Genomic DNA, 25,174 nt, shown 5'->3' on the forward strand with positions numbered 1-25,174 from the left:
TGAGCGGATTTGCATGTTCATTTCCGCTCCATTTTCAACTCTTGGTGATCGAATCCGCCCGAAAAACAGAGAAATAAAACTTGATTTGGGTCATCATGTATGATGTCTGCTCCCTCTATATGCCGCTATCGGAGAGGGAGACAAAACATGACGAAATTTACCAGATTTGCCCTGCTTGCCAGCACGGTTGCCTTTGCAGCTGGAACGGCCAGCGCTGCGGAACTCAACATTTACACCACCCGCGAACCGGGCCTGATCCAGCCGCTGCTGGAATCCTTCACCGCCTCGAGCGGCGTCAAGGTCAATACCGTGTTCCTGAAGGACGGTCTTGCCGAGCGCGTTCTGAGCGAGGGCGCAAGCTCGCCTGCCGACGTTCTGATGACGGTGGATGCCGGCAACCTCGTCGATCTCGCCGAAAAGGGCGTCACCCAGGCGGTCGAATCCGAAACCCTGACCAAGGCTATCCCGGCTGAACTTCGCGACGCCAAGGGCCATTGGTTCGCGCTCTCCATGCGCGCCCGCGTTCTTTATGCGGCGAAGGATGTCGATCTCGCCTCCTTCAACTATGAAGATCTGGCGGATGCGAAGTGGAAGGGCAAGGTCTGCATTCGCGCCGGCCAGCACCCCTATAACACGGCGCTTTTTGCCGACTACATCGCCCATTACGGCGCTGCGGACACCGAAAAGTGGCTTGCCGGCGTCAAGGAAAACCTGGCCCGCAAGGCAGGCGGCGGCGACCGTGACGTTGCCAAGGATATCCTCGGCGGCATTTGCGATATCGGCATCGCCAACTCCTATTATGTCGGTCTGATGCGCTCGGGCAAGGGCGGCGAGGAGCAGGTAAAGTGGGGCGACGCCATCAAGGTGGTTCTGCCGACCTTCAAGAATGGCGGCACGCAGGTCAATATCAGCGGCGCGGCTGTGGCCAAAAATGCACCGAACAAGGCGGAAGCCGTCAAGCTGCTGGAATATCTCGTCTCCGACGAAGCCCAGAAAATCTATGCTGAAGCCAACTACGAATATCCGGTCAAGCAGGGTGCGGCTCTCAACGAGATCATCGCTTCCTTCGGTACGCTGAAGATCGATAACAAGCCGCTGACGGAAATCGTCTCGCACCGCAAGCAGGCGAGCGAGCTGGTCGACAAGGTCGGTTTCGACAAGTAAGGGCCAATCAGCGATAACATGGTGGAAGGCGTTCGCATTCGCGGGCGCCTTTCCGCGTATTTTCTAAAAGCACATGAATCCAGACGCCATCCAGCCATTGACACCTCGTGCCCGAGCCAGGTTTTCATCCTCCTTCTGGTGGCTGTGCCTTTCCGTGCTGGGGGTCTGCGGCGCCATGGTGCCGGTTCTGGCGCTTGTATCGCAGGCGTTGCAGGGTTCTGAAGGCCTGTGGGCGCATCTCGGCTCGACCGTGCTCTGGACGGCGCTTCCGGATACGGCGATCCTTCTCGCCGGGGTCGGGTTGCTGGCCGGCGTCGTCGGAACCTATGCCGCCTGGCTGGTCACCGCCTATGATTTTCCCGGCCGCAAAATATTGGAATGGGCGCTGCTGCTGCCGCTGGCCATGCCCACCTATATCGTGGCTTACGCCTATCTGGATATTCTGCATCCCATCGGACCGGTGCAGGGCGCGATCCGCTGGCTGCTCGGTTATTCCAGCCCGCGCGAATTTCGTCTGCCGGACATAAGGTCCATGACGGGCTGCATCGTCCTTCTCGGCTTCGTGCTGTTTCCCTATGTCTATATTCCCGTCCGCGCCATGTTCCTGACACAGGCGGGCAACCTGCTGGAAGCGGCACGAACGCTCGGCGTTTCCAGACGCAAAGCCTTCTTCAAGGTCGCGGTGCCGCTGGCGCGACCGGCGATTGCGGTCGGCATCAGCCTCGCCTTGATGGAAGCGCTCAACGATATAGGCGCATCGGAATTCCTCGGCGTCCGCACGCTCACCGTTTCCGTCTACACCACCTGGGTCACGAAATCCGACCTGCCGGGTGCGGCGCAGATCGCGCTTTCCATGCTGTTCATCGTTGTCGCCCTCGTGGCGCTCGAGCGCTGGGCGCGGCGCAAGCAGCGTTATGCCGTTTCGGCGCAGAAGAGCAGGGAACTGGAGCCGCTGCGGCTCAACGGCCTGAAGGGCTGGGCCGCTTTCGTACTCGGCGGCCTGCCGGTCCTTATCGGCTTTGTGGCGCCGGCCAGCTATCTCGTCATCGAGGCATGGAAACGGTTCCGTTTCAGCGGCCTCTCCGCCCGCTTTGCCGATGAGGCTCTGAACACCATCGTCTTTGCCGGACTGGCGACGGTTATCACCCTTATCTTCGGCCTTGCGGTTGCTTACGCCATGCGCCTTGCACCGGGACGTCTCTCGCTCTGGTCCTACCGGCTTTCGACGGTCGGATATGCGGCCCCCGGCACGGTCATCGCCATCGGCGTGCTGATCGCGCTTGGCGGCTTCGACCGGTTTGTCGACCAGACCATGCGTGACTGGTTCGGCATGTCTACCGGCCTCATCTTCATCGGCAGCGGTGCCGCGCTGATCTACGCCTATTCGGCGCGTTTCCTCACCATTGCGGCGGGCGGTGTGGATGCCGGCCTCAGCCGCATACCGCAATCCTTCGATCACGCTTCGCGAACGCTCGGGCGATCCGCGACGCAGACATTCCGCCAGATTCATCTGCCGCTATCCAAGGCGTCGCTTGCGGCGGCGGCGCTGCTGATCTTTGTCGATTGCGTCAAGGAGCTTCCCGCAACACTTCTGTTGAGGCCGCTGAATTTCGAAACCTTCGCTACCCATCTTTATGGCGAAGCGGCGCGCGGCACCTATGAGGAGGCGGCAATCGCAGCGCTGGCAATCGTCGTCATTGGCATGCTTCCGGTCATGCAGCTTGCAAGGATCGGCCGGCGCAAGGGTTGATATCGAAGCCCTGTCCGATAAATCACGGGCGCGAAACTGTGCGAGAGGCCAATAAGCTTCAAATCCCGCCAGAAAACGACAAGCATCCTGCCTTAATCCTGATGTAAATACTCAGCTTAATTGAGGTGCCGCGGCCTGTCGAATTTGGACATCGGCTGCGATCTGTTTCGGGGCATATCTTGAAAAATTTGCATGGGATGTTTTTGAGCCGTCTGGCTTTGGGCACGGCCGCCGTTGTTTTGCTGGCGCCAGCGATGGGCCACGCGCAGGACACGACAGTTCTGCAGCAGATTACCGTTGAAGGGCAGGGCGCGGAAAACGCGACGGGTCCGGTCCGGGGTTATGTCGCGAAGAAAAGTGCGACCGGTTCGAAAACCGAGACGGAAACCAGGGATATTCCGCAATCCGTATCGGTCGTCGGCCGCCAGGAAATGGATGACCGCGGCGCAGTGACGAAAATCGACGAGGTACTGCGTTACACCCCCGGTGTGACGGCGGAGCCCTTCGGGACCGACCCGGACACGGACTGGATTTATATTCGCGGTTTTCAGGCCACCCAGACCGGCGTGTTTCTGGATGGTTTGAACCTGTTCAGCTACGGTTTCGGCGGTTTCCAGATGGATGCCTACGGTCTGGAGCGCGTGGAAGTTCTGAAAGGCCCCGCCTCGGTGCTTTACGGTGGCGCCAATCCCGGCGGTATCGTGCAGATGGTCCGCAAGCGCACGCAGGATGAGCCGGTGCGCGAAACGGAAATCGGCATCAATAATTTCGGCAATGCCTTCTTCGGTTTCGATCTCGGCGACAAGGTCGATGGTGAAGGCGTGTGGAAATATCGCGTCACCGGCAAGGTCTCCGGCGGCGATAATTACACCGATTATTCCGAGGATTTGCGCGGCTTCATCATGCCGCAGATCACCTTCGAGCCGGACGCGCAGACAAGCGCCACGCTCTACGGCTATTTCTCGGCGCTCGATCAGGTTCATATCGGCAACGGCTTCCTGCCCTATGTTGGCACCGTGGTCGACGCGCCCTTCGGCAAGCTCGACCGAAAGGCGTTTTATGGCGAGCCGGATATCGACAATGGCCGCGTCTACCAGTCCATGGTGGGTTACGAGGTCAGCCATGAATTCGACAATGGCTGGACGATCAGCCAGAACGCCCGTTATGGTCACCTCTACAAGCACGAAACCGGACCCTATGCCGGCGGCTGGGCCAATACAGACGCAAACGGCCAGCCGATCCTCGATGCCACCACCAACGACTATATGCTGACCCGCTTCGGTTACGATGGCGTGTCGAAAGTCGACAGTTTCGGCGTGGATAATCGGGTCGAAGGCCAGTTCGATACCGGCGCGGTCAATCACTCTCTGCTCTTCGGTCTCGACTATAAATATTACCGGCTGGACCAGGTGCAGGCCTGCTGCGGATCGAATGCCATCGGTGCGCGCAACCCGATCTATGGCTCGACGCAGGGAACGAATTTCGTTTATGCCGACAATATCGTGACCCAGCAGCAGATCGGCATCTACGCGCAGGACCAGCTGCGTTTCGGCGATGGCTGGCTGGTCACGCTGAATGGCCGTTACGACTATGTCGACACGGAACTGAACAACAGGCTGCCTGCGGGCCTCTCCCGCCGCTCGAATGACGATGCGCTGAGCGGCCGCGCCGGTCTCGCCTATGAATTCGACAATGGCCTGACACCCTATGTCTCGGCCGCCACTTTCTTCAATCCGCTCATCGATACGCTTGCGGATGGCACTCCCGCTTCGCCGGAGGAGGGACACCAGTTCGAGGCCGGTATCAAATATGAGCCGACCTTCTTCGATGGCAGCATCACGGCCTCCGTCTTCAAGCTGGTGAAGGACAATGCCATCGTTTCCTATACGGCTGGCGGGGTCACCACGAGCGGCCAGTTCGGGCAGGTGGAAGCCACTGGCCTCGAGCTGGAGGCCAAGGCCAATCTCACCGACAACTGGAAGGCGATCGCCTCCTATTCCTATACGGATCTGGAGATTACCCGCGATGCCAATCCTAACCTTATCGGCAAATCGCCATGGATCGTGCCCGCTCACACCGCCTCGTTGTGGCTGGACTATGCCTTTACCACGGACGCGCTGGAGGGCCTCAGCCTCGGCGGCGGCGTACGGTATCAGGGCAAGTCCTGGGCGGATGAGACAAATACGTTGCGCGTTCCGGATGCTGCCGTCTTCGACGCCGCAATCCGCTATGAGAAGAACGACTGGACCGCATCGATCAACGTCGCCAATGTCTTCGACAAGGAATATGTAAAGAGCTGCGCCGGCGTCTCCGTCTGCGGCTGGGGCGATAGCCGCACCATCACCTTCAAGCTTTCCAAGAAGTGGTAAGACTTAGCTGAAGGCCGGCAGTTGCGGGGAAAGCAGTTTGCCACTATAAACATGAATAGATTTATCATGTTTATAGTGGCGCCATGGCGCCCTGCGGGATCGAGAGGCCATGGCTTTCCGCGTGCGGATGGAAAATGAGATCGAGGGCTTTGCCGTCATTGGCGGCCCACGCTCGCGGGTCTGGAACGGCATCGTCGCCGATCTCTGGGATGTGCGTTGCGCCCCGAAGGCCGGCGGCCGTTATGTCGGCAAGGATCCACGTTTCGTTTTCCTGCTGGATATGGACGGGACGGATGACGGCCGGTTCATGATGAACCGCTGCCGTCGCGACAATTACGGGTCGTCCAAGGCGAACCGTATTTCCTTCGTGCCCGCCGATCTGGACGTGCATGCCGAACTGAGCAACGTCTCCTTCGTGCGCCACCTCGATCTGCATTTCGATGCAGGATTGCTGGGTGCTCGACTGGTACAGGGCTTCGACCCGCACAGCCTGCTCGATCCGCATCTGATGTTCGAGGATGAGCGCCTGCTGGCGCTGGCGCGCCTGATTGCCGCCGAATGCGATAATCCCGATCCGCTGCATGACCTTTATGGCGAAAGCCTCGTGCTGGCGCTATTGACGGACTTCCTGAAAGTGAAGCGGGAGCCGGTTAAAAAACGCAGCAAGCTCGCCGCATGGCAGTTGAGAGCGGCGACGGATTACATCCGCGAACATTGCCTGCGGTCGATCCGGCTGGAGGAGCTGGCGGAACTCACCAATCTGTCGCAATCGCATTTCAGCCATGCCTTCAAGGCCTCCACCGGCGTGCCGCCGCACCAATGGCAGATGCAGGCGCGCATTGATCACGTCAAGGAACTGATGATGCGGACAGACATGGCGCTGACCGACATCGCCATTGCCGCCGGGTTTTCGGATCAGGCGCATTTCTCCCGCGTCTTTCGCAAGATGGTCGGTGTTTCTCCCTCTGTCTGGCAGAAAATCCGCCAATAAGGTCGTTTTCGTTCCATTCCCCTTCAAAAAAATTCCCGCCGAAGCGCCTGAAACGCCGCGGAACGAATTGTCCGTCGAAGGGTTTACCAGACGTGACACAAATGAGGAAAATCAAGGAGGAAAGGCACATGATGCATCAGGAACCCCGCGCCGGACAGGACCCCTATGTCAAGGATACGCCGAGCCTGATCGCCAGCGACAAGGTGGAAGGCACGCGTGTTTACGGCGCCGACAGCAAGCATATTGGCTCGATCCAGCGCATCATTCTGGAAAAGCGCGGAGGGCGCGTTGCCTATGCGGTCTTGAGCTTTGGCGGCTTCCTCGGCATCGGTGACGACTATTATCCACTGCCCTGGGAAAAGCTGCATTACGACGAAGAACTCGACGGCTACCGCATCGATCTCACCAAGGAAGAGATTGAAAATGCGCCGCACTTCGCCAATCTCGACGATAACGATCTGCTGAACGCCAAGGACCGCAAGGTCTATGATTATTACGGCGTCGCACCCTATTGGATGTAAGGCCCAGAGAAAAAAACGCTTCCGGCCGTTCGATCGCCGAAAGCGTCGCAAATAAAAGAACGGCTCCTTTTCAGGAGCCGTTTTCTTTTGGGTGCGTCAATGCGGGTTTTTCTGCATCTCGGAAACCGCGTCTGTAAAGCACTTGCGCGCTTCTTCGGGCGATTTACGGCCGTCAAGGGCGGCACGGCAGGCGCTTCTCGCTCTCACGAAGCTCAATCCGCCAATTTTGGGCCAGCCTTCGGTCAATAATGTCAACGCTTCGAAGGGGCCGGCGATGACACTCTTGCCATTCGCCTCGAGATTGACCTCGACAGGCTCTGTCCATCTCTCGTTCTTCATCGTGCACCTCCCAGAGCAACGCGATCCCGAAATACACTCGACAGCGAAGCAACCCATGAACGCAGTCGTGTGTCACTGCTGCTTAGGATATGCGCAAGCGATCGAATTGACAACGGGGATCAACGGAAGCCGAAAAACGACAGGATCGCCAGAACGATGACGACGAGGCCGACGATGTAGATGATCTGATTCATGATTTTCTCCTTCGCTGATGTCATCACCATAACGTGAGGAAGAAGACGAGGTTCCAGCAGCCAATGAGAATTTAATCGCGTACTAAAATGTTGCGGACGTCCCATCGCCAGTAAGAGCGGATATCACCTCCGCAGGATCACCCAGATCGCGTGGATAATGCCAGGCACATAACCGCACAGCGTCAGGAGAATATTAAGCCAGAAATGCAGGCCGAGCCCGACCTGAAGAAACACGCCGACGGGCGGAAGGATGATGGCGATCAGGATCCGAATGACGTCCATGTTGAGAGCTTTCAAGTTAATCAAAACTAGACAATTAACGTGAGTGGAGCCCGGTTGGTTTCAGCATGACGACGAATACCTACCTTCCATCGGTGTAGCCGGCAGCCGGAAGCCGCCAATTCTGATGAACCCACTCCCGTATGAGGCATCAGGTCAGAGCGACCGGTATCATTCAGCCCTCGTTCAGGCCTGCCGCATCACTCTTCCTAACGGAACCGAGGACACGGACAGACGTTGAGGTCGGTTATTGGGAGATGAGTTCATGAAGATTCTAACCGCAGCAATCTGCCTCTTGTCGGTCGGCATCCTGAGCGGATGCGTTGACGATGGCGGTTACCGCACGGGCGGATATTATTCGTCCGGTGTCTATTATCGAGCTTATGATCGAGACAGATATTACCGCGACTATGACCGCCGGAACTGGCGCCAACACAGAGAATGGCGGGATCGCAGGGAATGGCGCGGTGACTATCGCCACCGCCCGCGCCCACCGTATTACGGTCAGTACGGCGTGATTGTTCGTTAATCGCAGCGCTTTTATCTCGCGGGTCTGCACGGCCGGCCCTATGTTTCGGGCTGGTCCTGACAGCGCGTGTCTATTCAGATAATAGTCTGTGAGAAAAATGGTGCCGCTTACGTGACTCGAACACGTGACCCCGTCATTACGAATGACGTGCTCTACCAACTGAGCTAAAGCGGCCCGATTGTGACCCGTTTGTTGCGGATCAGCTTCATGGCGGGCTGATACAGGCAATGCTGACGGATTTCAAGCCTTGAATGTGCTGGTTTTGAAATTTCCGCAAAAAGCTTTGCCTGTCCATTGTTTGCCGGAGACTTCAGCCTTTCCCGCAGATGCGCTTTTTGGCGGTTTCATATTCATTTGCCAGACGATCGACGAGCGCTGCCACCGGTTCCACCGCCTTAACGGCGCCGATGCCTTGCCCTGCGCCCCAGATGTCTTTCCAGGCCTTGGCGCCGCCGGAGACCGTTTCGAAGTCCATTTTTGACGGATCGGCTTCGGGCAGATTGTCGGGATCCATGCCGGAGGCGACGATCGAGCTTTTCAGGTAGTTTCCGTGTACGCCCGTGAAATAGTTCGAATAGACGATATCCTTGGCCTGCGCGTCCACAATCGCCTGCTTGTAGCCTTCTGAAGCGCGCGCTTCCTCGGTGGCGATGAAAGGGGAGCCGATATAGGCCATATCCGCGCCCATGGCCTGTGCCGCGAGAATGGAGCCGCCATTGGCGATGGCGCCGGCCAGCAGCAGCGGGCCGTCGAACCATTCGCGGATTTCCTGAACGAGGGCGAAGGGCGAAAGCGTGCCCGCATGTCCGCCGGCACCCGTCGCCACCGCGATCAGCCCATCCGCGCCCTTGCGAATGGCGGAGCGGGCATGGCGGTCGTTGATGACGTCATGCAGCACGATGCCGCCATAGGAATGCACGGCCGCATTGACCTCCGGCACCGCGCCAAGCGAAGAAATCACCACCGGCACCTTGTATTTCACGCAAAGGCCGAGATCGTGCTCCAGCCGCCGGTTGGACATGTGCACGATCTGGTTGACCGCAAAGGGCGCCGCCGGGCGCTCGGGATTGGCCCGGTTGTGAGCGTCAAGCTCCTCGGTGATCATTGCCAGCCACTCGTCGAGCTGGCTTTCGGGCCGCGCATTGAGCGCCGGGAAAGCGCCGATGACGCCCGCCTTGCACTGCGCCAGCGTCAGCTGCGGATGTGAAATGATGAATAGCGGTGATGCTATGACCGGAAGACGCAGATTGTCTTTCAGCACGGACGGTAGCATGTCTCCTCCACGAATTACGTTTACGCACACGTAAGTCAATATCGCGTTCAGCAGCAGATTGAAAGCGAAAACAGCGTGGCATTCGCCTCTCGAATCTGCGTTCGTAGCGCCACAATGAATTGATTTTCCCCAAGGCAATCCGGTCTTTATCACAAACGATGCTTGCGGAGGGGCGGTATAGCCGTTACCGAATCGTGAACCCATGGCGCAGCGCCGCATATTTTTTGCAAAGCGCAATAGAACAAGGATCGGTCGTGAGCGGACTGGAAACGGCAATCAGAAATGCTCTGGAAAAATCGGACAGATCGAACGCCGAAGTTCGTGCACGGATTTACCAATCCTCCCGTCAGGCACTGGAAGCGGGCCTGCGCAAGCAGGGCATAGACGATCCGCAGGTTGTCTCCCAGCAGCGCCAGCGGCTTGAAGGCCTGATCCACCAGATCGAGAATGAAGAGCGCAACCGGCTTCTGGACAGGGTGGAGCAGCAATTGCGCCCGCCCGCACCGGAAAGTCCGGCGCACGACGATCACTCCGTCGATCCCGTTTCGCAGCCGTCCCACCACGGCGATATGGGTGTTGAGCCGGAGCTGCGTGGCGAAACGCGCGGTGTGCGGCCGGGCGCCGCCGCTGCTCCGGAGCCTCTGAGGGCGGGGCAGCGCAATGGCAAGCCGCCGAAGGGAGGCTCCCGCGCGGGCGATTCTTCGCTAGCCTTCCGGCCGGAAGGTGCGGTTGGCCGCCGCAAGCGCCGGGGGCTTTTCGCCCGGCTTTTCATCTACGTGACGCTTCTGGCCTTTATCAGTTTCGGCGCCTGGTGGGTCTATTCCTCAGGCCTCCTGCTCTCGCCGGAGCAGCGCGATACCAGCGTGCCCAATCCGCCGGCGCAGGTGCAGGCCGAGGATTTCAACGGGACGGAGCCCGCGCCGAGCCTTTCCGCCGGTCGTGGTTTTTCCGATGACTGGGTGGAAGTCTTCAATGCGGAGCGTGGCAGTTCCGGTGTTTCGGCTGGTCCACGCGCCAATGTCGAAAACATCGCCACACCCGCTGGCAAGGCGATAAAGGTAACCTCGAGAAGTGTCTCGCAGGATGGCGCCGTCAGCGTCGAGGTTCCGGTGGAGGTGATGCGGGATATGGCGGGCAAGTCCTCGACCATTTCGATCACGCTGCAATCCTCCAGCGACCGTCAGACCCAGGTGTCCGTCGCCTGCGATTTCGCGACATTGGGCGATTGCTCCCGCCACCGCTTCACGGCTACGGCCGAGCGCGCGGACATGCTGCTGAACGCGACATTCGAACGATCTCTCGCCCCCAATGCGCCGGGCAGGATCTTCATCAACAGCGATATCGATGGCAGCGGCCGTCCGGTCAATCTTTATTCCGTGCGCATTCTGCCGGGCCAGTAAGGGAAAACAGGCGTCTCGAATGGAGGCGCCTGTCAGTGTCTTCCGGTCCTATTTGAGAAAATCTGGCCCAGATCCCAAAATCTTGTCGTCGATTTCGCCGATTGCCTTTTTGTCCTTGCCCTCATAGTCGAGCGCAAGAAGGATGTGACGGATGAGGTTTACCCGCGCGCGGCGCTTGTCGTTGGCGCGCACCACCGTCCAGGGGGCGGCGTCGGTGTGGGTCTTCTCCAGCATTTCGTCGCGCTTCTGCGTGTAGTCGTCCCATTTCGTCAGCGCGGCTATGTCCATATCCGAAAGCTTCCAGCATTTCAGCGGGCTGTGGCGGCGGTCATGGAAGCGTTCGATCTGCGTTTCGCGGCCGATGTCGAGCCAGAACTTGAACAGATGAACGTCCTCATGGACCAGCATCTTTTCCAGACGCGGCGTTTCCTTGAGGAAACGCTTGTGTTCCTCAGGCGTGCAGAAACCCATGACCGGCTCTACGCCTGCGCGGTTATACCACGAGCGGTCGAAGAGAACGAATTCGCCGGCGGTCGGAAAATGTGAGATATAGCGCTGGAAATACCATTGGCCACGTTCGGTTTCCGTCGGTTTGGTCAGCGCCACCACGCGGGCATAGCGGGGGTTGAGATAGGCCCGGGTCGCGAAGATCGCGCCGCCCTTGCCCGCCGCATCGCGGCCCTCGAAAACCGCCATGACCCTTTTGCCGGTGGCCTGCAGCCAGAACTGCACCTTGACCAGCTCCACCTGCAGCGCCTCGAGGGTGCTGTCGTAGTCCTCCCGCTTCATCTTCTTGTCGTAGGGAAAATCGCCGGCGGAAAGTTTCTTTTCCTCAACCCAGTCAGGAAGAACCGGATCGTCGATGTCGAAGCTGCGCAGTTTGCCGCCTATGGTGATATCGACCGCCCGCTTCTTCGTTTCTTCGCCCATGGTTTCCTCCGGCTGTTGTTGTGTAAAGGCAACTCGACGCCAATGAGTTCACATCCATAGCCAGAATTCAAGTGAAACAGGAGCGCTTGACCGGGGTGCTGCGGCGGCAGCGATTGCGGCGTCGATTTTGCGCATATACGTTGTGGAAAATGCGCGATGATGAATCTCTGTCATGAAACTGGCCTATGAGATTTCGATGCGCTGTCAGATGAAAGTGGAAAGAGCAGGCTGAAATGGCAGTCATGGAAGGCGATGGTGGGTTAAGGCGTTTGGGAACGAAGCTCGGCCGAAACTGGTTGCCCGTTCTCATCGTCAGCATGCTCGCTATCGTGGCCGTTGCCGAGCTCAACACGCCCTACATGCCCGCCGCCCTGTGGCTTTGCGCCGTCATTGCCATCCTCGCCGCCCGGGAGGGGCCGAGGGCCGCTCCCGCAAAGGACGGGAGCCCGGCTGAGGAGGCAGATGAGCAGGAAGTGCCCGGCGAAAGCGTCATTTCCGGCGTAAGGGCGGGCCTCGCGGTTCTGGATACCCCCGTTTTCATTCTCGACAGGAACGCCAGCGTGCTGTTTCAGAACGGCGCGGCCGAGCGTGCCTTCGGCCAGTTGCCCGCCGGGGCGCATATTTCCGCCCGGTTGCGCTCTCCCGGCCTCCTGGATGTCATTCGCGAAACCATCACCACCGGCCAGCCTAACCAGGTCGAACATTCGGAGCGCTTCCCTTCCGAACGGGTCTTCATCGTTCGTATCGCCCGTGCGGATGTGGGAGAGGGGGCAGGCCCGCCATTCTATATCCTGTCGTTCCGCGACGTCTCGGAGCTTCGCCGCATCGACCGCATGCGCAGCGACTTCGTCGCCAATGCCAGCCATGAATTGCGCACACCGCTCGCCTCGCTGCGCGGTTTCATCGAAACCATGCAGGGGCCGGCGCGCAACGACCCGAAGGCGCAGGAACGTTTCCTTGCCATCATGCTGGATCAGGCAACCCGCATGAGCAGGCTGGTGGACGATCTCATGTCCCTGTCGCGGCTGGAATTGCGGGCCAACATAGCGCCCGACCAGAAGGTCGATCTCGTTCCCGTCATCGGCCATGTGCGCGATACCCTGCTGCCGCTTGCCGACGAGCTGGATGTGACCATCACGCTGCACCTGCCCGACCGACCGGCAGAGGTGCAGGGCGACCGCGACGAGCTGGTGCAGGTATTCCAGAACCTCGTTGAAAATGCTTGCAAATACGGCCAGGAAGGCAAGGTCGTGGATGTCTGGCTGAGGGCCGAACCCGGCAAGCCGGTGGAGGTGAGCGTCATCGACAAGGGGCCCGGCATTCCCACCGAACATGTGCCGCGTCTGACGGAGCGTTTTTATCGCGTCAGCGTCGCCGACAGCCGCTCGAAAAAGGGCACGGGTCTCGGACTTGCCATAGTCAAGCACATCCTCACCCGCCACCGCGCCCGCCTCATCATTAAATCGGAATTGGGCAGCGGCACGGACTTCACTGTGAGATTCTGACATAAAATATGTATCTGCTTTTAATGTCGCGCATATTTATAAATAAAATCAATAGGTTAGATTGTCACAAATCTTTCGTCAAAGTGACATAAAAGGATGGGGCTACGGTGGTTAAGAAAAGGTCGCCGAGCGCAAGCTAAGAGCGAGTGTCGCTATCGGCTGCGTCCACAACAAAGCCCACGACGGGAGAGACAAATGAACATCGTTAAATTTTCCGCAGCAGCTCTGGTGGCTTCTGTCGCCTTCGCTGGCGCCGCCGCTGCTCGCGACCAGATCCAGGTTGCCGGTTCCTCCACAGTTCTGCCTTACGCCAAGATCGTTGCCGAGACCTTTGCCGAAACCTTCCCGAACTTCAAGGCTCCCGTTGTTGAGTCCGGCGGCACGGGCGGCGGTCTGAAGGCGTTCTGCTCGGGCGTCGGCGAAGGCACCATCGACATTGCCAACGCTTCGCGCAAAATCAAGAGCGACGAACTGGCCGCCTGTAAGGCTGCTGGCGTTGCCGACGTTCAGGAAGTGAAGATCGGTTACGACGGTATCGTCTTCGCAATGGACTCTTCCAACAAGGATATCAAGCTCGAGCCGAAGGATCTGTACCTTGCGCTCGCCGCTGAAGTCGTCAAGGACGGCAAGCTCATTGCCAACCCTTACAAGAAGTGGTCGGAAATCAACAAGGAACTGCCTGATGTGGCAATCGCTGCTTACATCCCGGGTTCCAAGCACGGCACGCGCGAAGTCTTCGAAGAGAAGATCATGGCTGACGGCTGCAAGGAAGCCAAGGCGACCGACGTCATCAAGACGCTCATCACCGACGCCAAGCAGGCTGCTGCCAAGTGCGTTGCAGTCCGTAAGGACGGCGCGGCAGTCGACATCGACGGCGATTACACCGAAACGCTTGCTCGCATCGATGCCAACAAGACCGGCCTCGGCGTTTTCGGCCTCGCTTTCTATGAAAACAACGCTGACCGTCTGAAGGTCGCGACCGTTTCGGGCGTCGTTCCGTCCACCGAAACCGTCGCCAGCGGCAAGTACCCGGTTTCCCGCCCGCTGTTCTTCTACGTGAAGAAAGCTCACCTGGGCGTTATCCCGGGCCTTAAGGAATATGTCGAGTTCTTCGTTTCCGACGAAATGATCGGCCCGGATTCCCCGCTCGCCAACTACGGCCTGGTTGCTGCTCCGGACGCAGAGCGCGAAGAAATCCGCTCGAAGTTCTCGGCCGGCTCCACGATGTAATGAAGAAAGAGGGGTGCGGCTTTGCCGTGCCCCTCATTCGGCTTCGCTTGGGCCGTCGTCCGCGGTTGACAGTTCCTAACCATCGCCATCCACATGATTGTCGATGGATTACAGATGGATAGGATGTATCAACCTTGACGCTTGCCAGACTATGATACAGTCAGGCGGCAGGCATCATGGGATGGTCCAGCGGTCTCGTTTTGATGACTTTTTGATTTGCCCGATATCGCACCGTGCTCTTGAGGCACGCCGAGGGAACTCTAATGAACACATCGATCCTTTTGCTGATACTGGCGCTCATCGGCATCGGCAGCTATCTGCTCGGCAGCCGCCGTGCCGTTGCCCTGTCTGGCGGTCGCCCCTCCAGCATGCATTCCCGTGCCGGTTATCACGGTTCCTACGCGGTCGTCTGGGCGGTGCTGCCCGCGGCGTTCATTCTCTGTGCCTGGCTCATTGTCAGCCCATTGCTCGTCACTTCGGCGGTGCGCGGTAGTTTCCCCGAGGATGTCCGGGCGCAATCCGAAGCGCAGCAGAGCCTGACCTACGGTATGGTGACCTCCATCGCCCGTGGCCTCCAGCGGCTGACGCCGGAGGAAACCGCGCAGGTCGAGGCCGACACGGCTGCGGTTCGGCCGCTTCTGGCATCGAAGGGTGTTGCAATCGCCGGCGATCCCGAGCGGTTCATGGTCGATGCCGCCCACACGCTCAACAGCATGACCTCCACCAGCCGTATTGCGATGATCGCCGTCGTGCTGCTGGCCGCGCTCGGCGGCGGCGCCTATGCGCTGCGTGCAATCGCGCCGCGTTTCCGGGCGCGCAACCAGGTCGAGAAAGTCATTCTCGCGGCCCTGCTGGTCGCCTCGTCCATCGCCATCCTCACGACCATCGGCATCGTCCTTTCGATGCTGACGGAGGCGATCCAGTTCTTCACCATGGTCCCTGCGCACCAGTTCTTCTTCGGAACGGTCTGGGATCCGCGTTTTGCGGCGGCAGGCGCCACCGATTCCTCCGGCCAGTTCGGCCTGATCCCGCTGCTCGCCGGCACGCTTTATATCGGCTTCGTCGCCATGCTGGTTGCGGTTCCGGTCGGTCTCTTTTCGGCGATCTACATGGCGGAATATGCCTCGCCGCGCTTCCGCTCCATGGCAAAGCCGCTGCTTGAAGTGCTCGCCGGCATTCCCACCATCGTCTACGGCTTCTTCGCGCTCACGACGGTCGGTCCTTTCCTCAGAGACATTTCCACGCAGATCAACGGTCTGGCGACGGGCAACTACGCCAACTTCATCCAGGCGCAGAGCGTCATCACCGCCGGCTTCGTCATGGGCATCATGCTGATCCCCTATGTGTCGTCGCTGTCGGACGATATCATCACCGCCGTGCCGCGCTCGCTGCGTGACGGTTCGCTCGGTCTTGGCGCCACGCGTTCCGAGACGATCAAGAGGGTCATTATTCCGGCCGCTCTTCCCGGCATCGTCGGCGCCGTGCTGATGACGGCTTCGCGCGCCATCGGCGAAACCATGATCGTGGTTCTTGCGGCCGGTGTTGCTGCCCGCCTGCAGCTCAATCCCTTCGAGCCCATGACCACGGTGACGGTCAAGATCGTCAGCCAGCTTACCGGCGACCTTGAATTTACCTCGCCGCAGACGCTGGTTGCCTTTGCGCTCGGCATCACGCTTTTCGCCATCACGCTTTGCCTGAATATCTACGCGCTTTACATCGTGCGCAAATACCGGGAGCAATATGAATGACCGACATCGTCTCTCCCGCAGCCGGCGCGAGCGCCGTCAACAAGGCCACGCGCCGTGATATCGGCATCAAGCGCCGTTATGCCGCCGAACGCCGCTTCCGTGCCTACGGCATGGCAGCGATTTCCTTCGGCCTCATCTTTCTCTTCCTGCTGCTTTTCTCGGTGGTTTCCAAGGGTTACACCGCTTTCCAGCAGACGATGATCACCGTTCCGGTCGAGTTTTCCGAACAGATCATCGATCCGAAAAATGAGCGGGCCACCAATCCCACAAAGCTGATGACGGCCAATTATCCCGTCATCGCCCGCGATGCTGTCGCCAAGGTCCTTGGCGTTGCGCCGACGGACCGCGCCGGTCTTCGCGCCGTCAACCTCTTGATCTCCGACAGCGTGCGCACGCAGCTTCGCGATATCGTCGTCGCCGATCCCGCCGTCATCGGCACCACGCGCACCGTCACGCTGCTGGCGTCGGGCGACGTCGACAGCGCCTTCAAGGGCCAGGTCGACCTGACGGCGGATGAAGCCAATCGCCGTATCTCGAACCAGCAGCTCGGCTGGATGAACCAGCTCGCCGAAAGCGGCCAGCTCGGCAAACATTTCAACACCGGCATCTTCGTCAACGGCGCGTCGAGCCGTCCGGAAGCGGCGGGTGTGGGTGTGGCGCTGATCGGCTCGTTCTATATGATGCTGATCGTGCTGGTGCTGTCATTGCCGATTGGCGTTGCGGCCTCCATCTATCTCGAGGAATTCGCCCCGAAGAACCGTCTGACGGATCTTATCGAGGTGAATATCAACAATCTCGCGGCCGTTCCTTCGATTGTTTACGGCCTGCTCGGCCTCTCGGTCTTCATCAACTTCATGGGCTTTCCGCGCTCGGCCTCGCTGGTCGGCGGCCTCGTCCTGACGCTGATGACCCTGCCGACGATCATCATCGCGACGCGCGCTGCCCTGAAAGCCGTGCCGCCGTCTATCCGCGCCGCAGCCCTCGGCCTCGGCGCTTCCAAGATGCAGACGATCTTCCACCATGTGCTGCCGCTCGCCATGCCCGGCATTCTGACCGGCACCATCATCGGTCTCGCCCACGCGCTGGGCGAAACGGCGCCGCTGCTCCTGATCGGCATGGTGGCATTCGTTGCGAATTACCCGACAACGCCGATGGATCCGTCCACGGCCCTGCCGGTGCAGATTTACATGTGGGCGAACGAAGCCGAGCGCGCCTTTGTCGAAAGGACATCCGGCGCTATCATCATCCTGCTTCTGTTCCTCATCGTCATGAATGTTGGCGCAATCCTGTTGCGTCGCCGCTTCGAACGGCGCTGGTAGAGGGAGCTTGAGCAATGAACATGTTGTCGGAAGCAGCAGTTGAAAAGGCGCTGGACAAGAAAATGAATGAAGTCTCATACAAGATGATCGGCAAGGACGTTTCGGTTTATTACGGCGAAAAGCGGGCGCTTTACGACGTGAACCTCAACGTTCGCGAAAATACGGTGACCGCGCTTATCGGCCCGTCCGGCTGCGGCAAATCCACCTTCCTGCGTACCCTGAATCGTATGAACGACACGATCGACGGTTGCCGGGTCACCGGCAAGATCACGCTCGACACCGACGATATCTACGATCAGGCGATTGACGTCGTGGAATTGCGCGCCCGCGTCGGCATGGTGTTCCAGAAGCCGAACCCCTTCCCGAAGTCCATCTACGAAAACATTTCCTACGGTCCGCGCATCCATGGTCTCGCCCGCAACAAGGCGGATATGGACCAGATCGTCGAGCAGAGCCTGCAGAAGGCGGGTCTCTGGAACGAGGTTAAGGATCGTCTGCACGAATCCGGCACCGGTCTTTCCGGCGGTCAGCAGCAGCGTCTGTGCATCGCACGCGCCGTTGCCGTCAGCCCGGAAGTGATCCTGATGGACGAGCCCTGCTCGGCTCTCGACCCGATCGCGACCGCAAAGGTCGAAGAATTGATCCACGAGCTGCGCACCAATTACACCATCGTCATCGTCACGCACTCCATGCAGCAGGCGGCGCGTGTTTCCCAGCGCACGGCCATGTTCCATCTTGGTCATCTTGTCGAGGAAAACGAAACCGACAAGATGTTCACCAATCCGGACGACCAGCGCACGCAGGATTACATCATGGGCCGCTTCGGCTGATCCCGGCCGGCGCTTTATCGAAACCGAACAAGACTGGTGCTTCTGCCGTGCCCGCTTCCGGGTACGCGCATGCAGGCCAAGCCGGAGGACTAGACCATGACACAAACAACGACCCATTCGCATATTCTGTCGGCCTATGACGACGAACTGAAATTCCTTACGCGTCGTATCGCCGAAATGGGCGGTCTTGCGGAGCAGATGTGCGCCGACGCCGTGCGTGCGCTCGTCAATTCCGATGCCGCGCTCGCACAGAAGGTCATTTCCGACGATGCGATCCTCGACCACGCCGAGCGTGAGATCGGCGACAAGGCCATCGTCACCATCGCCAAACGCCAGCCGATGGCGGCCGACCTTCGCGAGATCATCGGCACTCTGCGTATTGCAGCTGACCTTGAGCGCGTCGGCGACCTTGGCAAGAACACCGCCAAGCGCGTCATCGCGGTTGCCGGCACCGGCGTGCCGCGCAAGCTCGCCCGTGGAATCGAACACCTGTCGGAACTCGCGCTGGTGCAGCTCAAGGAAGTGCTGGACGTCTATTCCACGCGTTCCGCCGAGAAGGCCAATGCCATTCGCGAGCGCGACGAAGAAATCGACGCCATGTACACGTCGCTCTTCCGTGAGCTTCTGACCTACATGATGGAAGATCCGCGCAACATCACCACCTGCACGCATCTTCTGTTCTGCGCCAAGAACATCGAGCGTATCGGCGACCACGCCACTAATATCGCAGAGACGATCTATTACATGACCACCGGAAGCCAGCCGGAAGGCGAGCGTCCGAAGGACGACAGTTCCAACACCCTCGGTTCGGTGACCGAGTAACAGACAGGCAGCGGCTTGCGGAGTTAGTATATGGTGCCCAAGATTGCAGTTGTGGAAGACGAGGAAGCGCTGAGCGTCCTGCTTCGTTACAATCTCGAGGCTGAGGGATATGACGTCGACACGATACCCCGTGGAGACGAGGCAGAAATCAGGCTGCAGGAACGTATTCCGGACCTCCTTATCCTGGATTGGATGCTTCCCGGCGTTTCCGGTATCGAACTGTGCCGTCGGCTCAGGATGCGGCCGGAAACCGAGCGCCTGCCCATCATCATGCTGACGGCGCGCGGCGAGGAAAGCGAAAGGGTTCGCGGCCTCGCCACCGGCGCCGACGATTATGTCGTCAAGCCGTTTTCGACACCGGAACTCATGGCCCGCGTCAAGGCGATGCTGCGCCGGGCCCGCCCCGAGGTTCTGTCTTCGGTGCTGAAATGCGGCGATATCGAACTGGATCGCGAGACCCATCGCGTTCACCGCAAGAGCCGTGAAGTGCGTCTCGGCCCGACGGAATTCCGCCTGCTGGAGTTCCTGATGACCTCTCCGGGCCGGGTGTTCTCCCGCTCGCAGTTGCTGGATGGCGTCTGGGGCCATGATATCTACGTCGATGAGCGTACCGTCGACGTGCATGTCGGACGCCTGCGTAAGGCGCTCAATTTTTCCCATATGCAAGACGTCATCCGCACCGTGCGCGGTGCAGGATATTCGATGGAAGCCTGATCGGAACCGAACTGACGGTTCCCCTCAGCATGACGTTCCGCCAAAATGAAAAGGCCCGAAACCGGAATGGTGTCGGGCCTTTTCATTTTGAACCTTCCGCAAGCACGATACTTTCATCTGCTTGACGAGCGGTTGAGAGCCCACCGAAATCCGGATTGAAGGGCGAAACGCGACGACGAAGAATAAGCCTTTGTGTTCTGCTGTAGCCGTCCGGGAAGCGTGGTGCGTTTGTCACAAAAAAACGGGCCCGAAGGCCCGTAGTTTTTGAGTGTCGAATGCGTGCCGCAACACTCAAGCCTTGCGACGCTCGCTTACCGGCTGGTAGGCAAGCTTTGCATGGAACTTGCAATAGGGCGAAGATTCCAGTGCTTCACAACCGCAGAAATGGAAATCATCCTTCAGCGGATCGCCGACCGGCCACTTGCAGGTGCGCTCCGTCAGTTCCGTCAGCGTCAGGCGGCGGGAAATCGGTGTCACGACATTTTTGGAGGGAACGTAATCGAGAACTTCGGCGGTCTCGATATCGATCTCCTCGTGCAGCGCCGTTGCCGCGCTCGAGCGGTTCAGGGCGCGTGCAGGTGCTGCGCTGACGCGGGCTGCGAAATTCGTCGCGCGCGGGGCAGGGGCGGCAGTGCGCTTGGGCGCGGAACGCGCCGAAGTAACCGGGCCGCCGGCCTTCACGCGTCCCGGCAGGTTGAGGCGATGGACCTTGCCGATGACGGCATTGCGGCTGACGCCGCCCAGCTGTGCTGCTATCTGGCTGGCGCTAAGCCCCTCGGACCACAATTTCTTGAGTTTTTCGACCCGTTCGTCTGTCCAGTTCATGCCGCTTCTCCGCTCGTCGCGTATAATGTCGGCAGAATCCCTCTCCGCCTCGCGGGCGTGCCGCGAGCGTGGTTTCTGCCTGATTTTTGGTGACTAGTTCCGCCGCAATGCAGTCTAGTAATTAGCGATTAACCTAGTGCCACGCAGACTCCGTGGCAAGAGTCGCGGGAATCATCTCGAATCGATTTTCCGGTTTTCCCCAACTTGCTGGCGAGTTGAGTCTGAAAGGCAACACCTTGGGCCTCGTCCGTCGCTACCTACTAGGGCTTGAGAAGCCCGGGAAACGCGGACTTTTGTTGACATCGGCAGGCGAAGTGACAATAGTGCCCCTGCCGCCGCGAGGCGGCATTTTTGATTTTCAGGCAAGGGATAACCCCGAAAGCCTATTGACAACCGTCTGACAGCGCATCCGCGCAAGGAGTGATACAGCCATGGCCGAAGCCGCCGCGCCATTGTTCGATACGTTTGCAAGAGCCCCCCTGCGCTTCGAGCGAGGCGAAGGCGTCTGGCTGTTCACGGAAAGCGGCGAACGATATCTGGATTTTGCGGCCGGCGTCGCGGTCAACTCGCTGGGCCATGCCCATCCGCACCTCGTGGAAGCGATCAAGACCCAGGCCGAGAAGGTCTGGCACGTCTCGAACCTTTATGAAGTGCCGGGCCAGGAAAAGCTTGCAAAGCGCCTGACGGAAGTGACATTCGCAGACAAGGTCTTCTTCACCAATTCCGGCGCAGAAGCGCTGGAATGCGCGATCAAGACCGCGCGCCGTTATCATTATTCCAAGGGGCATCCGGAAAAGTTCCGGATTATCACTTTCGAAGGTGCCTTCCATGGCCGCACGCTGGCGACGATTGCCGCCGGCGGCCAGCAGAAATATCTCGAAGGTTTCGGTCCCAAGGTCGAAGGTTTTGACCAGGTGCCCTTCGGTGACGTCGATGCGTTGAAAGCCGCCATCACGGCCGAGACGGCCGCGCTTCTGATCGAGCCCATTCAGGGCGAGGGTGGCATTCGCGCGCCAGCCAAGGAATTCCTGCAGCTGCTGCGGTCGCTCTGCGATGAGCATGGCATGCTGCTGATTTTCGATGAGGTCCAGACCGGCGTTGGCCGTACGGGCAAGCTCTTTGCCTATGAGCAGACGGGCGTCGCACCGGATATCATGGCGGTTGCCAAGGGTATCGGCGGCGGTTTCCCGCTCGGCGCCTGCCTTGCGACGGCGGATGCTGCTTCCGGCATGACGGCGGGCGTGCATGGCACCACCTATGGCGGCAACCCGCTGGCCATGGCTGTCGGCAACGCCGTGCTCGATGTCGTCCTCTCCGAGGGTTTTCTGGAAAAGGTTCGTGATGTCGCGCTGGTCTTCCGCCAGGGCCTTGCTTCGCTGAAGGATCGTTATCCTGACGTTATCGAAGAAATCCGTGGCGAAGGCCTGCTTCTCGGCATCAAGGCCAAGGTTCCATCGGGCGAGCTGTTGCAGGCCATGCGCGCCGAGCATCTGCTGGGTGTGCCGGCGGGCGACAACGTCATCCGTCTTCTGCCGCCGCTCGTCACCACGGCGGAAGAGGCCCGCGAGGGTCTGTCACGCGTGGAAGCGGCCGCCGCTTCCCTGACAGCGAAACAGGCAAAAATCGCCTGAGGAAACAATAAAGGGCGGGCCTCTTCCCCGAGGCTCGCGAGCATGGGACAGTTTGAAATGGCTTCACCTAAACATTTTCTTGACCTGTCGGCCGTCAGCTCGCAGGACCTGCGGGCAATTCTCGACGATGCCCGCGCACGCAAGGCCGCCACCAAGGCCGGAACGGCGGAAAAGCCGCTTGCCGGCAAGATGCTGGCTATGATCTTCGAAAAGCCTTCCACCCGCACCCGCGTCTCCTTCGATGTCGGCATGCGCCAGCTCGGGGGCGAGACGCTTTTCCTCTCCGGTACGGAAATGCAGCTCGGTCGCGCCGAAACGATCGGCGATACGGCCAAGGTGCTGTCGCGTTACGTCGACGCCATCATGATCCGCACGACGGATCATTCGCGCCTGCTGGAGCTTGCCGAACACGCGACCGTGCCGGTCATCAACGCCCTGACGGACGACACGCATCCCTGCCAGATCATGGCGGATATCATGACCTTCGAGGAACATCGCGGCCCGGTCAAAGGCAAGACCATTGCCTGGACGGGTGACGGCAATAACGTCCTGCATTCCTTCGTCGAAGGCTCGGCCCGTTTCGGTTACCGCATGACGATGGCCGTGCCGATGGGCTCCGAACCGCATGACAAGTTCCTGAACTGGGCGCGCAACAATGGCGGCGAGATCATGTTGTGCCATGATGCCGACAAGGCCGTTGCGGGTGCGGACTGCGTCGTCACCGATACCTGGGTGTCCATGAACCAGGAACACAAGGCGCGCGGCCACAACATTTTCCAGCCCTATCAGGTGAATGAAGCCCTGATGGCCAAGGCGGAAAAAGACGCGCTGTTCATGCATTGCCTGCCGGCCCATCGCGGTGAGGAAGTGACGGATGCCGTGATCGACGGTCCGCAATCCGTCGTCTTCGACGAGGCGGAAAACCGCCTCCACGCGCAGAAGTCCATCATTGCATGGTGCATGGGCGTCATTTGATGAGCAATCGCCCGGCCTGACACGCGTCACGCCGGGTGCTTGAACTTGACCGCATAGATTACCATCTGTGGGACTTCGAAGAGGCTCGTCGGTTTTGCTGGCGGGCCACATTCACGATTTGCACGTTTTTCCCCGGAAGCGGTTTCTCTTCCCGGGTCTCTGTGCGACAAGCGAAAAAAGCACATTTTAAAAGCCGGACTTTTGGACGGTAGCGGCGCCACGGCTGCGCCAGGGAGTATGACATGGCAGATGTAACGGTTGAACTGGACGATCTCGATTTTGCTGGCGACGACAAGGTTGTGCCCTTTCAGGTCGAAGGTCTGGATGTGCGCGGCCGCGCCGTACAGGTGGGTCCGCTGCTGAATGCCATCCTTGAGCGGCATGACTATCCCCCGGCGGTCGCCCGCCTGCTGGCGGAAGCGACCGTTCTGACGGCGCTGATCGGCACGTCGCTCAAGTTTTCCGGCAAGCTGACCGTCCAGACCAAGGGTGACGGCCCGGTCGACCTTCTGGTTGCGGATTTCACCGCGCCGGAAAGCATGCGCGCTTATGCCCGTTTCGATGAGGAGCGGCTGGCGGAGGCGATTGCGGCCGGGGCGACGTCGCCGGAGCAATTGCTCGGCAACGGCATTCTGGCCTTCACGATCGATCAGGGTGCGGGCATGCAGCCTTATCAGGGTATCGTGCCGCTCGATGGCTCCTCGCTGGAAGACATTGCCGGGGTTTATTTTCGCCAGTCGGAACAGCTTCCCACCCGCGTGCGGCTGGGCGTCGCCGAATTCTTCGACCGTGATGGCGAAGGTAAGCCGCGCCATGGCTGGCGTGCGGGCGGTGTTATCGCGCAGTTCCTGCCGCAGGCGCCTGAGCGGCTGCGCATGCGCGACCTGCATGGCGGCGATGGCGATGAAGGCGGTCACGAGGTGCAGGAAGACGATGCCTGGACGGAGGCGGTAACGCTGCTGAACACGGTGGATACCGACGAGCTGACCGATCCGCAGGTCCCGGTGGAACGTCTTCTCTTCCGGCTTTTCCACGAGAGCGGTGTGCGCATCTACGATCCGCAGGCGGTTTTCGACCGTTGCAGTTGCTCGCGGGACAAGATTAAGGGCGTCCTGTCCGGTTTCACTGCTGAGGAGATCGAGGCAAGCGAAGAAGACGGCGCCATTGCCGTGACCTGCGAGTTCTGCTCCACCACCTATCGCTACGATGTCAGCGAATTTGAGAATGCCTGAATGAAAGCCGCGTCCTGAAGGGCGCGGCTTTTTCGTTGCCGGGTGAATGTCAGTTCAGGACCCGCATCAGGCCGGGTGAATCCAGCGAAAAGGCGGGTATGGTGACGTTGAACACCTCGCCATTTTCCGTTTCCATTTCATAATGGCCGAACATCAGGCCGGAAGGTGTGTCCAGCGGGCAGCCGGAAGAATATTCGTAGCTGTCGCCCGGTTTCAGATGCGGCTTCTCACCCACAACGCCCGGCCCATAGACCTCATCCACCTGTCCGTTCTGATCGGTGATGTGCCAATAGCGATTGACGAGGGTAACCGGAATATCGGAATTGTTCGCGATCACGACTTTGTAGCCCCAGACGTAACGATCGTCATCCGGGTCGGATTGTTCCTCGAGATAATACGGATCGACCGTTACCTCGATATCCCTTGTCAGAGCACGATACATACGCGCCACACCTCGATATTATGCCTGCCGCCGCATCCTACACTATAGGCTCTGGCTATCGTCAAGAAAATGAATGACTTGACGGGCAGGAGGCGTCTCCTGTTGCGCTGTTTTCCACCGTTAGGGATAACGGTAAAGGTAAATATTGGTTGCCTGAAGCGA

At 59.5% G+C, this 25,174-nt stretch carries 23 protein-coding genes and 1 tRNA gene; 17 read left to right on the plus strand and 7 right to left on the minus strand.

Annotation, left to right across the window (positions count from 1 at the left end; all coding sequences use genetic code 11):
- Window positions 1-147: 147 nt before the first annotated feature.
- The 5 genes from PH605_RS01510 (at window position 148) to PH605_RS01530 (ending at window position 6,795) form a co-directional block, all read left to right on the plus strand.
- Complete coding sequence (locus tag PH605_RS01510; RefSeq protein ID WP_003503602.1) at window positions 148-1,164, plus strand: extracellular solute-binding protein; 1,017 nt, start codon at window positions 148-150, stop codon at window positions 1,162-1,164.
- 73 nt (window positions 1,165-1,237) lie between these two features.
- Entirely contained in the window at window positions 1,238-2,914 is a 1,677-nt protein-coding gene (locus PH605_RS01515; protein ID WP_142844060.1) for an ABC transporter permease, read from the plus strand.
- 179 nt (window positions 2,915-3,093) lie between these two features.
- Window positions 3,094-5,283 (plus strand): TonB-dependent siderophore receptor, encoded by a 2,190-nt coding sequence (locus tag PH605_RS01520; RefSeq protein ID WP_142844059.1) that lies wholly within the window; start codon window positions 3,094-3,096, stop codon window positions 5,281-5,283.
- 109 nt (window positions 5,284-5,392) lie between these two features.
- Window positions 5,393-6,274 carry a helix-turn-helix transcriptional regulator gene (locus PH605_RS01525; RefSeq protein WP_003520000.1) on the plus strand — a complete coding sequence of 294 codons (882 nt, stop codon included), beginning with the start codon at window positions 5,393-5,395 and terminating at the stop codon, window positions 6,272-6,274.
- 128 nt (window positions 6,275-6,402) lie between these two features.
- Complete coding sequence (locus PH605_RS01530) at window positions 6,403-6,795, plus strand: PRC-barrel domain-containing protein (RefSeq protein WP_020810556.1); 393 nt, start codon at window positions 6,403-6,405, stop codon at window positions 6,793-6,795.
- A gap of 96 nt (window positions 6,796-6,891) precedes the next feature.
- On the opposite strand, the gene PH605_RS01535 is transcribed toward PH605_RS01530, so the two are convergent.
- Together PH605_RS01535 and PH605_RS01540 are read right to left on the minus strand one after the other, a co-directional pair.
- Entirely contained in the window at window positions 6,892-7,134 is a 243-nt protein-coding gene (locus PH605_RS01535) for a DUF982 domain-containing protein (protein ID WP_003519998.1), read from the minus strand.
- 317 nt (window positions 7,135-7,451) lie between these two features.
- On the minus strand, window positions 7,452-7,610 hold the full coding sequence (locus tag PH605_RS01540) for a YqaE/Pmp3 family membrane protein (RefSeq protein ID WP_020811433.1): 159 nt from the start codon (window positions 7,608-7,610) through the stop codon (window positions 7,452-7,454).
- Between the two features lie 326 nt (window positions 7,611-7,936).
- Here PH605_RS01540 and PH605_RS01545 point away from each other — a divergent pair, with 326 nt between their 5' ends.
- A complete protein-coding gene (locus PH605_RS01545; RefSeq protein WP_161987694.1) occupies window positions 7,937-8,125 on the plus strand; it encodes a hypothetical protein in 189 nt (62 codons plus the stop codon).
- A gap of 109 nt (window positions 8,126-8,234) precedes the next feature.
- On the opposite strand, the gene PH605_RS01550 is transcribed toward PH605_RS01545, so the two are convergent.
- A tRNA-Thr gene (locus PH605_RS01550) sits at window positions 8,235-8,310 on the minus strand.
- A gap of 136 nt (window positions 8,311-8,446) precedes the next feature.
- Complete coding sequence (locus PH605_RS01555; RefSeq protein ID WP_020811427.1) at window positions 8,447-9,409, minus strand: NAD(P)H-dependent flavin oxidoreductase; 963 nt, start codon at window positions 9,407-9,409, stop codon at window positions 8,447-8,449.
- A 254-nt stretch (window positions 9,410-9,663) separates the two neighbouring features.
- On the opposite strand from PH605_RS01555, the gene PH605_RS01560 reads away from it, so the two are divergent.
- Window positions 9,664-10,809: a hypothetical protein gene (locus tag PH605_RS01560; protein ID WP_142844058.1), complete on the plus strand. Its 1,146-nt coding sequence runs from the start codon at window positions 9,664-9,666 to the stop codon at window positions 10,807-10,809.
- Window positions 10,810-10,857: 48 nt separating this feature from the next.
- Here PH605_RS01560 and ppk2 read toward each other — a convergent pair whose 3' ends face one another.
- Window positions 10,858-11,739: a polyphosphate kinase 2 gene (gene ppk2, locus PH605_RS01565; RefSeq protein ID WP_142844057.1), complete on the minus strand. Its 882-nt coding sequence runs from the start codon at window positions 11,737-11,739 to the stop codon at window positions 10,858-10,860.
- Window positions 11,740-11,972: 233 nt separating this feature from the next.
- Between ppk2 and phoR the strand changes: the two genes are divergently transcribed.
- From phoR to phoB, 7 genes are all read left to right on the plus strand, one after another.
- A complete protein-coding gene (gene phoR / locus PH605_RS01570) occupies window positions 11,973-13,244 on the plus strand; it encodes a phosphate regulon sensor histidine kinase PhoR (RefSeq protein ID WP_142844056.1) in 1,272 nt (423 codons plus the stop codon).
- A 195-nt stretch (window positions 13,245-13,439) separates the two neighbouring features.
- Window positions 13,440-14,474, plus strand: a complete 1,035-nt coding sequence (locus tag PH605_RS01575; RefSeq protein WP_142844055.1) for a substrate-binding domain-containing protein — start codon at window positions 13,440-13,442, stop codon at window positions 14,472-14,474.
- 263 nt (window positions 14,475-14,737) lie between these two features.
- A complete protein-coding gene (gene pstC / locus PH605_RS01580; RefSeq protein WP_065654532.1) occupies window positions 14,738-16,222 on the plus strand; it encodes a phosphate ABC transporter permease subunit PstC in 1,485 nt (494 codons plus the stop codon).
- Window positions 16,219-17,541 carry a phosphate ABC transporter permease PstA gene (gene pstA / locus PH605_RS01585; protein WP_003519987.1) on the plus strand — a complete coding sequence of 441 codons (1,323 nt, stop codon included), beginning with the start codon at window positions 16,219-16,221 and terminating at the stop codon, window positions 17,539-17,541. The genes pstC and pstA overlap by 4 nt, the downstream gene beginning before the upstream one ends.
- Window positions 17,542-17,555: 14 nt before the next feature.
- Window positions 17,556-18,371 carry a phosphate ABC transporter ATP-binding protein PstB gene (gene pstB / locus PH605_RS01590; protein ID WP_003519986.1) on the plus strand — a complete coding sequence of 272 codons (816 nt, stop codon included), beginning with the start codon at window positions 17,556-17,558 and terminating at the stop codon, window positions 18,369-18,371.
- A 96-nt stretch (window positions 18,372-18,467) separates the two neighbouring features.
- Window positions 18,468-19,193 carry a phosphate signaling complex protein PhoU gene (phoU, locus tag PH605_RS01595; RefSeq protein ID WP_065654531.1) on the plus strand — a complete coding sequence of 242 codons (726 nt, stop codon included), beginning with the start codon at window positions 18,468-18,470 and terminating at the stop codon, window positions 19,191-19,193.
- 30 nt (window positions 19,194-19,223) lie between these two features.
- Complete coding sequence (gene phoB / locus PH605_RS01600; RefSeq protein WP_003493692.1) at window positions 19,224-19,907, plus strand: phosphate regulon transcriptional regulator PhoB; 684 nt, start codon at window positions 19,224-19,226, stop codon at window positions 19,905-19,907.
- A gap of 291 nt (window positions 19,908-20,198) precedes the next feature.
- Here phoB and PH605_RS01605 read toward each other — a convergent pair whose 3' ends face one another.
- A complete protein-coding gene (locus PH605_RS01605) occupies window positions 20,199-20,732 on the minus strand; it encodes a GcrA family cell cycle regulator (RefSeq protein WP_078051295.1) in 534 nt (177 codons plus the stop codon).
- Between the two features lie 431 nt (window positions 20,733-21,163).
- On the opposite strand from PH605_RS01605, the gene PH605_RS01610 reads away from it, so the two are divergent.
- The 3 genes from PH605_RS01610 (at window position 21,164) to PH605_RS01620 (ending at window position 24,570) form a co-directional block, all read left to right on the plus strand.
- Window positions 21,164-22,363: an aspartate aminotransferase family protein gene (locus tag PH605_RS01610; protein WP_142844054.1), complete on the plus strand. Its 1,200-nt coding sequence runs from the start codon at window positions 21,164-21,166 to the stop codon at window positions 22,361-22,363.
- A gap of 57 nt (window positions 22,364-22,420) precedes the next feature.
- Window positions 22,421-23,338 (plus strand): ornithine carbamoyltransferase, encoded by a 918-nt coding sequence (argF, locus tag PH605_RS01615; protein ID WP_003519982.1) that lies wholly within the window; start codon window positions 22,421-22,423, stop codon window positions 23,336-23,338.
- A gap of 242 nt (window positions 23,339-23,580) precedes the next feature.
- Window positions 23,581-24,570 (plus strand): Hsp33 family molecular chaperone, encoded by a 990-nt coding sequence (locus tag PH605_RS01620; RefSeq protein ID WP_065654528.1) that lies wholly within the window; start codon window positions 23,581-23,583, stop codon window positions 24,568-24,570.
- A 49-nt stretch (window positions 24,571-24,619) separates the two neighbouring features.
- Here the strand turns inward: PH605_RS01620 and apaG are convergent, their stop codons facing one another.
- Window positions 24,620-25,012, minus strand: a complete 393-nt coding sequence (gene apaG / locus PH605_RS01625) for a Co2+/Mg2+ efflux protein ApaG (protein WP_003503545.1) — start codon at window positions 25,010-25,012, stop codon at window positions 24,620-24,622.
- Window positions 25,013-25,174 lie beyond the last annotated feature (162 nt).

Origin of the sequence: Agrobacterium sp. CFBP 3001, from assembly GCF_027871605.1 — a bacterium.
In the GTDB taxonomy this organism is placed as follows: Bacteria; Pseudomonadota; Alphaproteobacteria; order Rhizobiales; family Rhizobiaceae; genus Agrobacterium; species Agrobacterium leguminum.

Coding starts and splice junctions, on each gene's coding strand:
- PH605_RS01510 (WP_003503602.1), top strand. CDS start 148: ATGACGAAATTTACCAGATTTGCCCTGCTTGCCAGCACGGTTGCCTTT.
- PH605_RS01515 (WP_142844060.1), top strand. CDS start 1,238: ATGAATCCAGACGCCATCCAGCCATTGACACCTCGTGCCCGAGCCAGG.
- PH605_RS01525 (WP_003520000.1), top strand. CDS start 5,393: ATGGCTTTCCGCGTGCGGATGGAAAATGAGATCGAGGGCTTTGCCGTC.
- PH605_RS01530 (WP_020810556.1), top strand. CDS start 6,403: ATGATGCATCAGGAACCCCGCGCCGGACAGGACCCCTATGTCAAGGAT.
- PH605_RS01535 (WP_003519998.1), bottom strand. CDS start 7,134: ATGAAGAACGAGAGATGGACAGAGCCTGTCGAGGTCAATCTCGAGGCG.
- PH605_RS01540 (WP_020811433.1), bottom strand. CDS start 7,610: ATGGACGTCATTCGGATCCTGATCGCCATCATCCTTCCGCCCGTCGGC.
- PH605_RS01545 (WP_161987694.1), top strand. CDS start 7,937: ATGGCGGTTACCGCACGGGCGGATATTATTCGTCCGGTGTCTATTATC.
- PH605_RS01555 (WP_020811427.1), bottom strand. CDS start 9,409: ATGCTACCGTCCGTGCTGAAAGACAATCTGCGTCTTCCGGTCATAGCA.
- ppk2 (WP_142844057.1), bottom strand. CDS start 11,739: ATGGGCGAAGAAACGAAGAAGCGGGCGGTCGATATCACCATAGGCGGC.
- phoR (WP_142844056.1), top strand. CDS start 11,973: ATGGCAGTCATGGAAGGCGATGGTGGGTTAAGGCGTTTGGGAACGAAG.
- PH605_RS01575 (WP_142844055.1), top strand. CDS start 13,440: ATGAACATCGTTAAATTTTCCGCAGCAGCTCTGGTGGCTTCTGTCGCC.
- pstC (WP_065654532.1), top strand. CDS start 14,738: ATGAACACATCGATCCTTTTGCTGATACTGGCGCTCATCGGCATCGGC.
- pstA (WP_003519987.1), top strand. CDS start 16,219: ATGACCGACATCGTCTCTCCCGCAGCCGGCGCGAGCGCCGTCAACAAG.
- pstB (WP_003519986.1), top strand. CDS start 17,556: ATGAACATGTTGTCGGAAGCAGCAGTTGAAAAGGCGCTGGACAAGAAA.
- phoU (WP_065654531.1), top strand. CDS start 18,468: ATGACACAAACAACGACCCATTCGCATATTCTGTCGGCCTATGACGAC.
- phoB (WP_003493692.1), top strand. CDS start 19,224: ATGGTGCCCAAGATTGCAGTTGTGGAAGACGAGGAAGCGCTGAGCGTC.
- PH605_RS01605 (WP_078051295.1), bottom strand. CDS start 20,732: ATGAACTGGACAGACGAACGGGTCGAAAAACTCAAGAAATTGTGGTCC.
- PH605_RS01610 (WP_142844054.1), top strand. CDS start 21,164: ATGGCCGAAGCCGCCGCGCCATTGTTCGATACGTTTGCAAGAGCCCCC.
- argF (WP_003519982.1), top strand. CDS start 22,421: ATGGCTTCACCTAAACATTTTCTTGACCTGTCGGCCGTCAGCTCGCAG.
- PH605_RS01620 (WP_065654528.1), top strand. CDS start 23,581: ATGGCAGATGTAACGGTTGAACTGGACGATCTCGATTTTGCTGGCGAC.
- apaG (WP_003503545.1), bottom strand. CDS start 25,012: ATGTATCGTGCTCTGACAAGGGATATCGAGGTAACGGTCGATCCGTAT.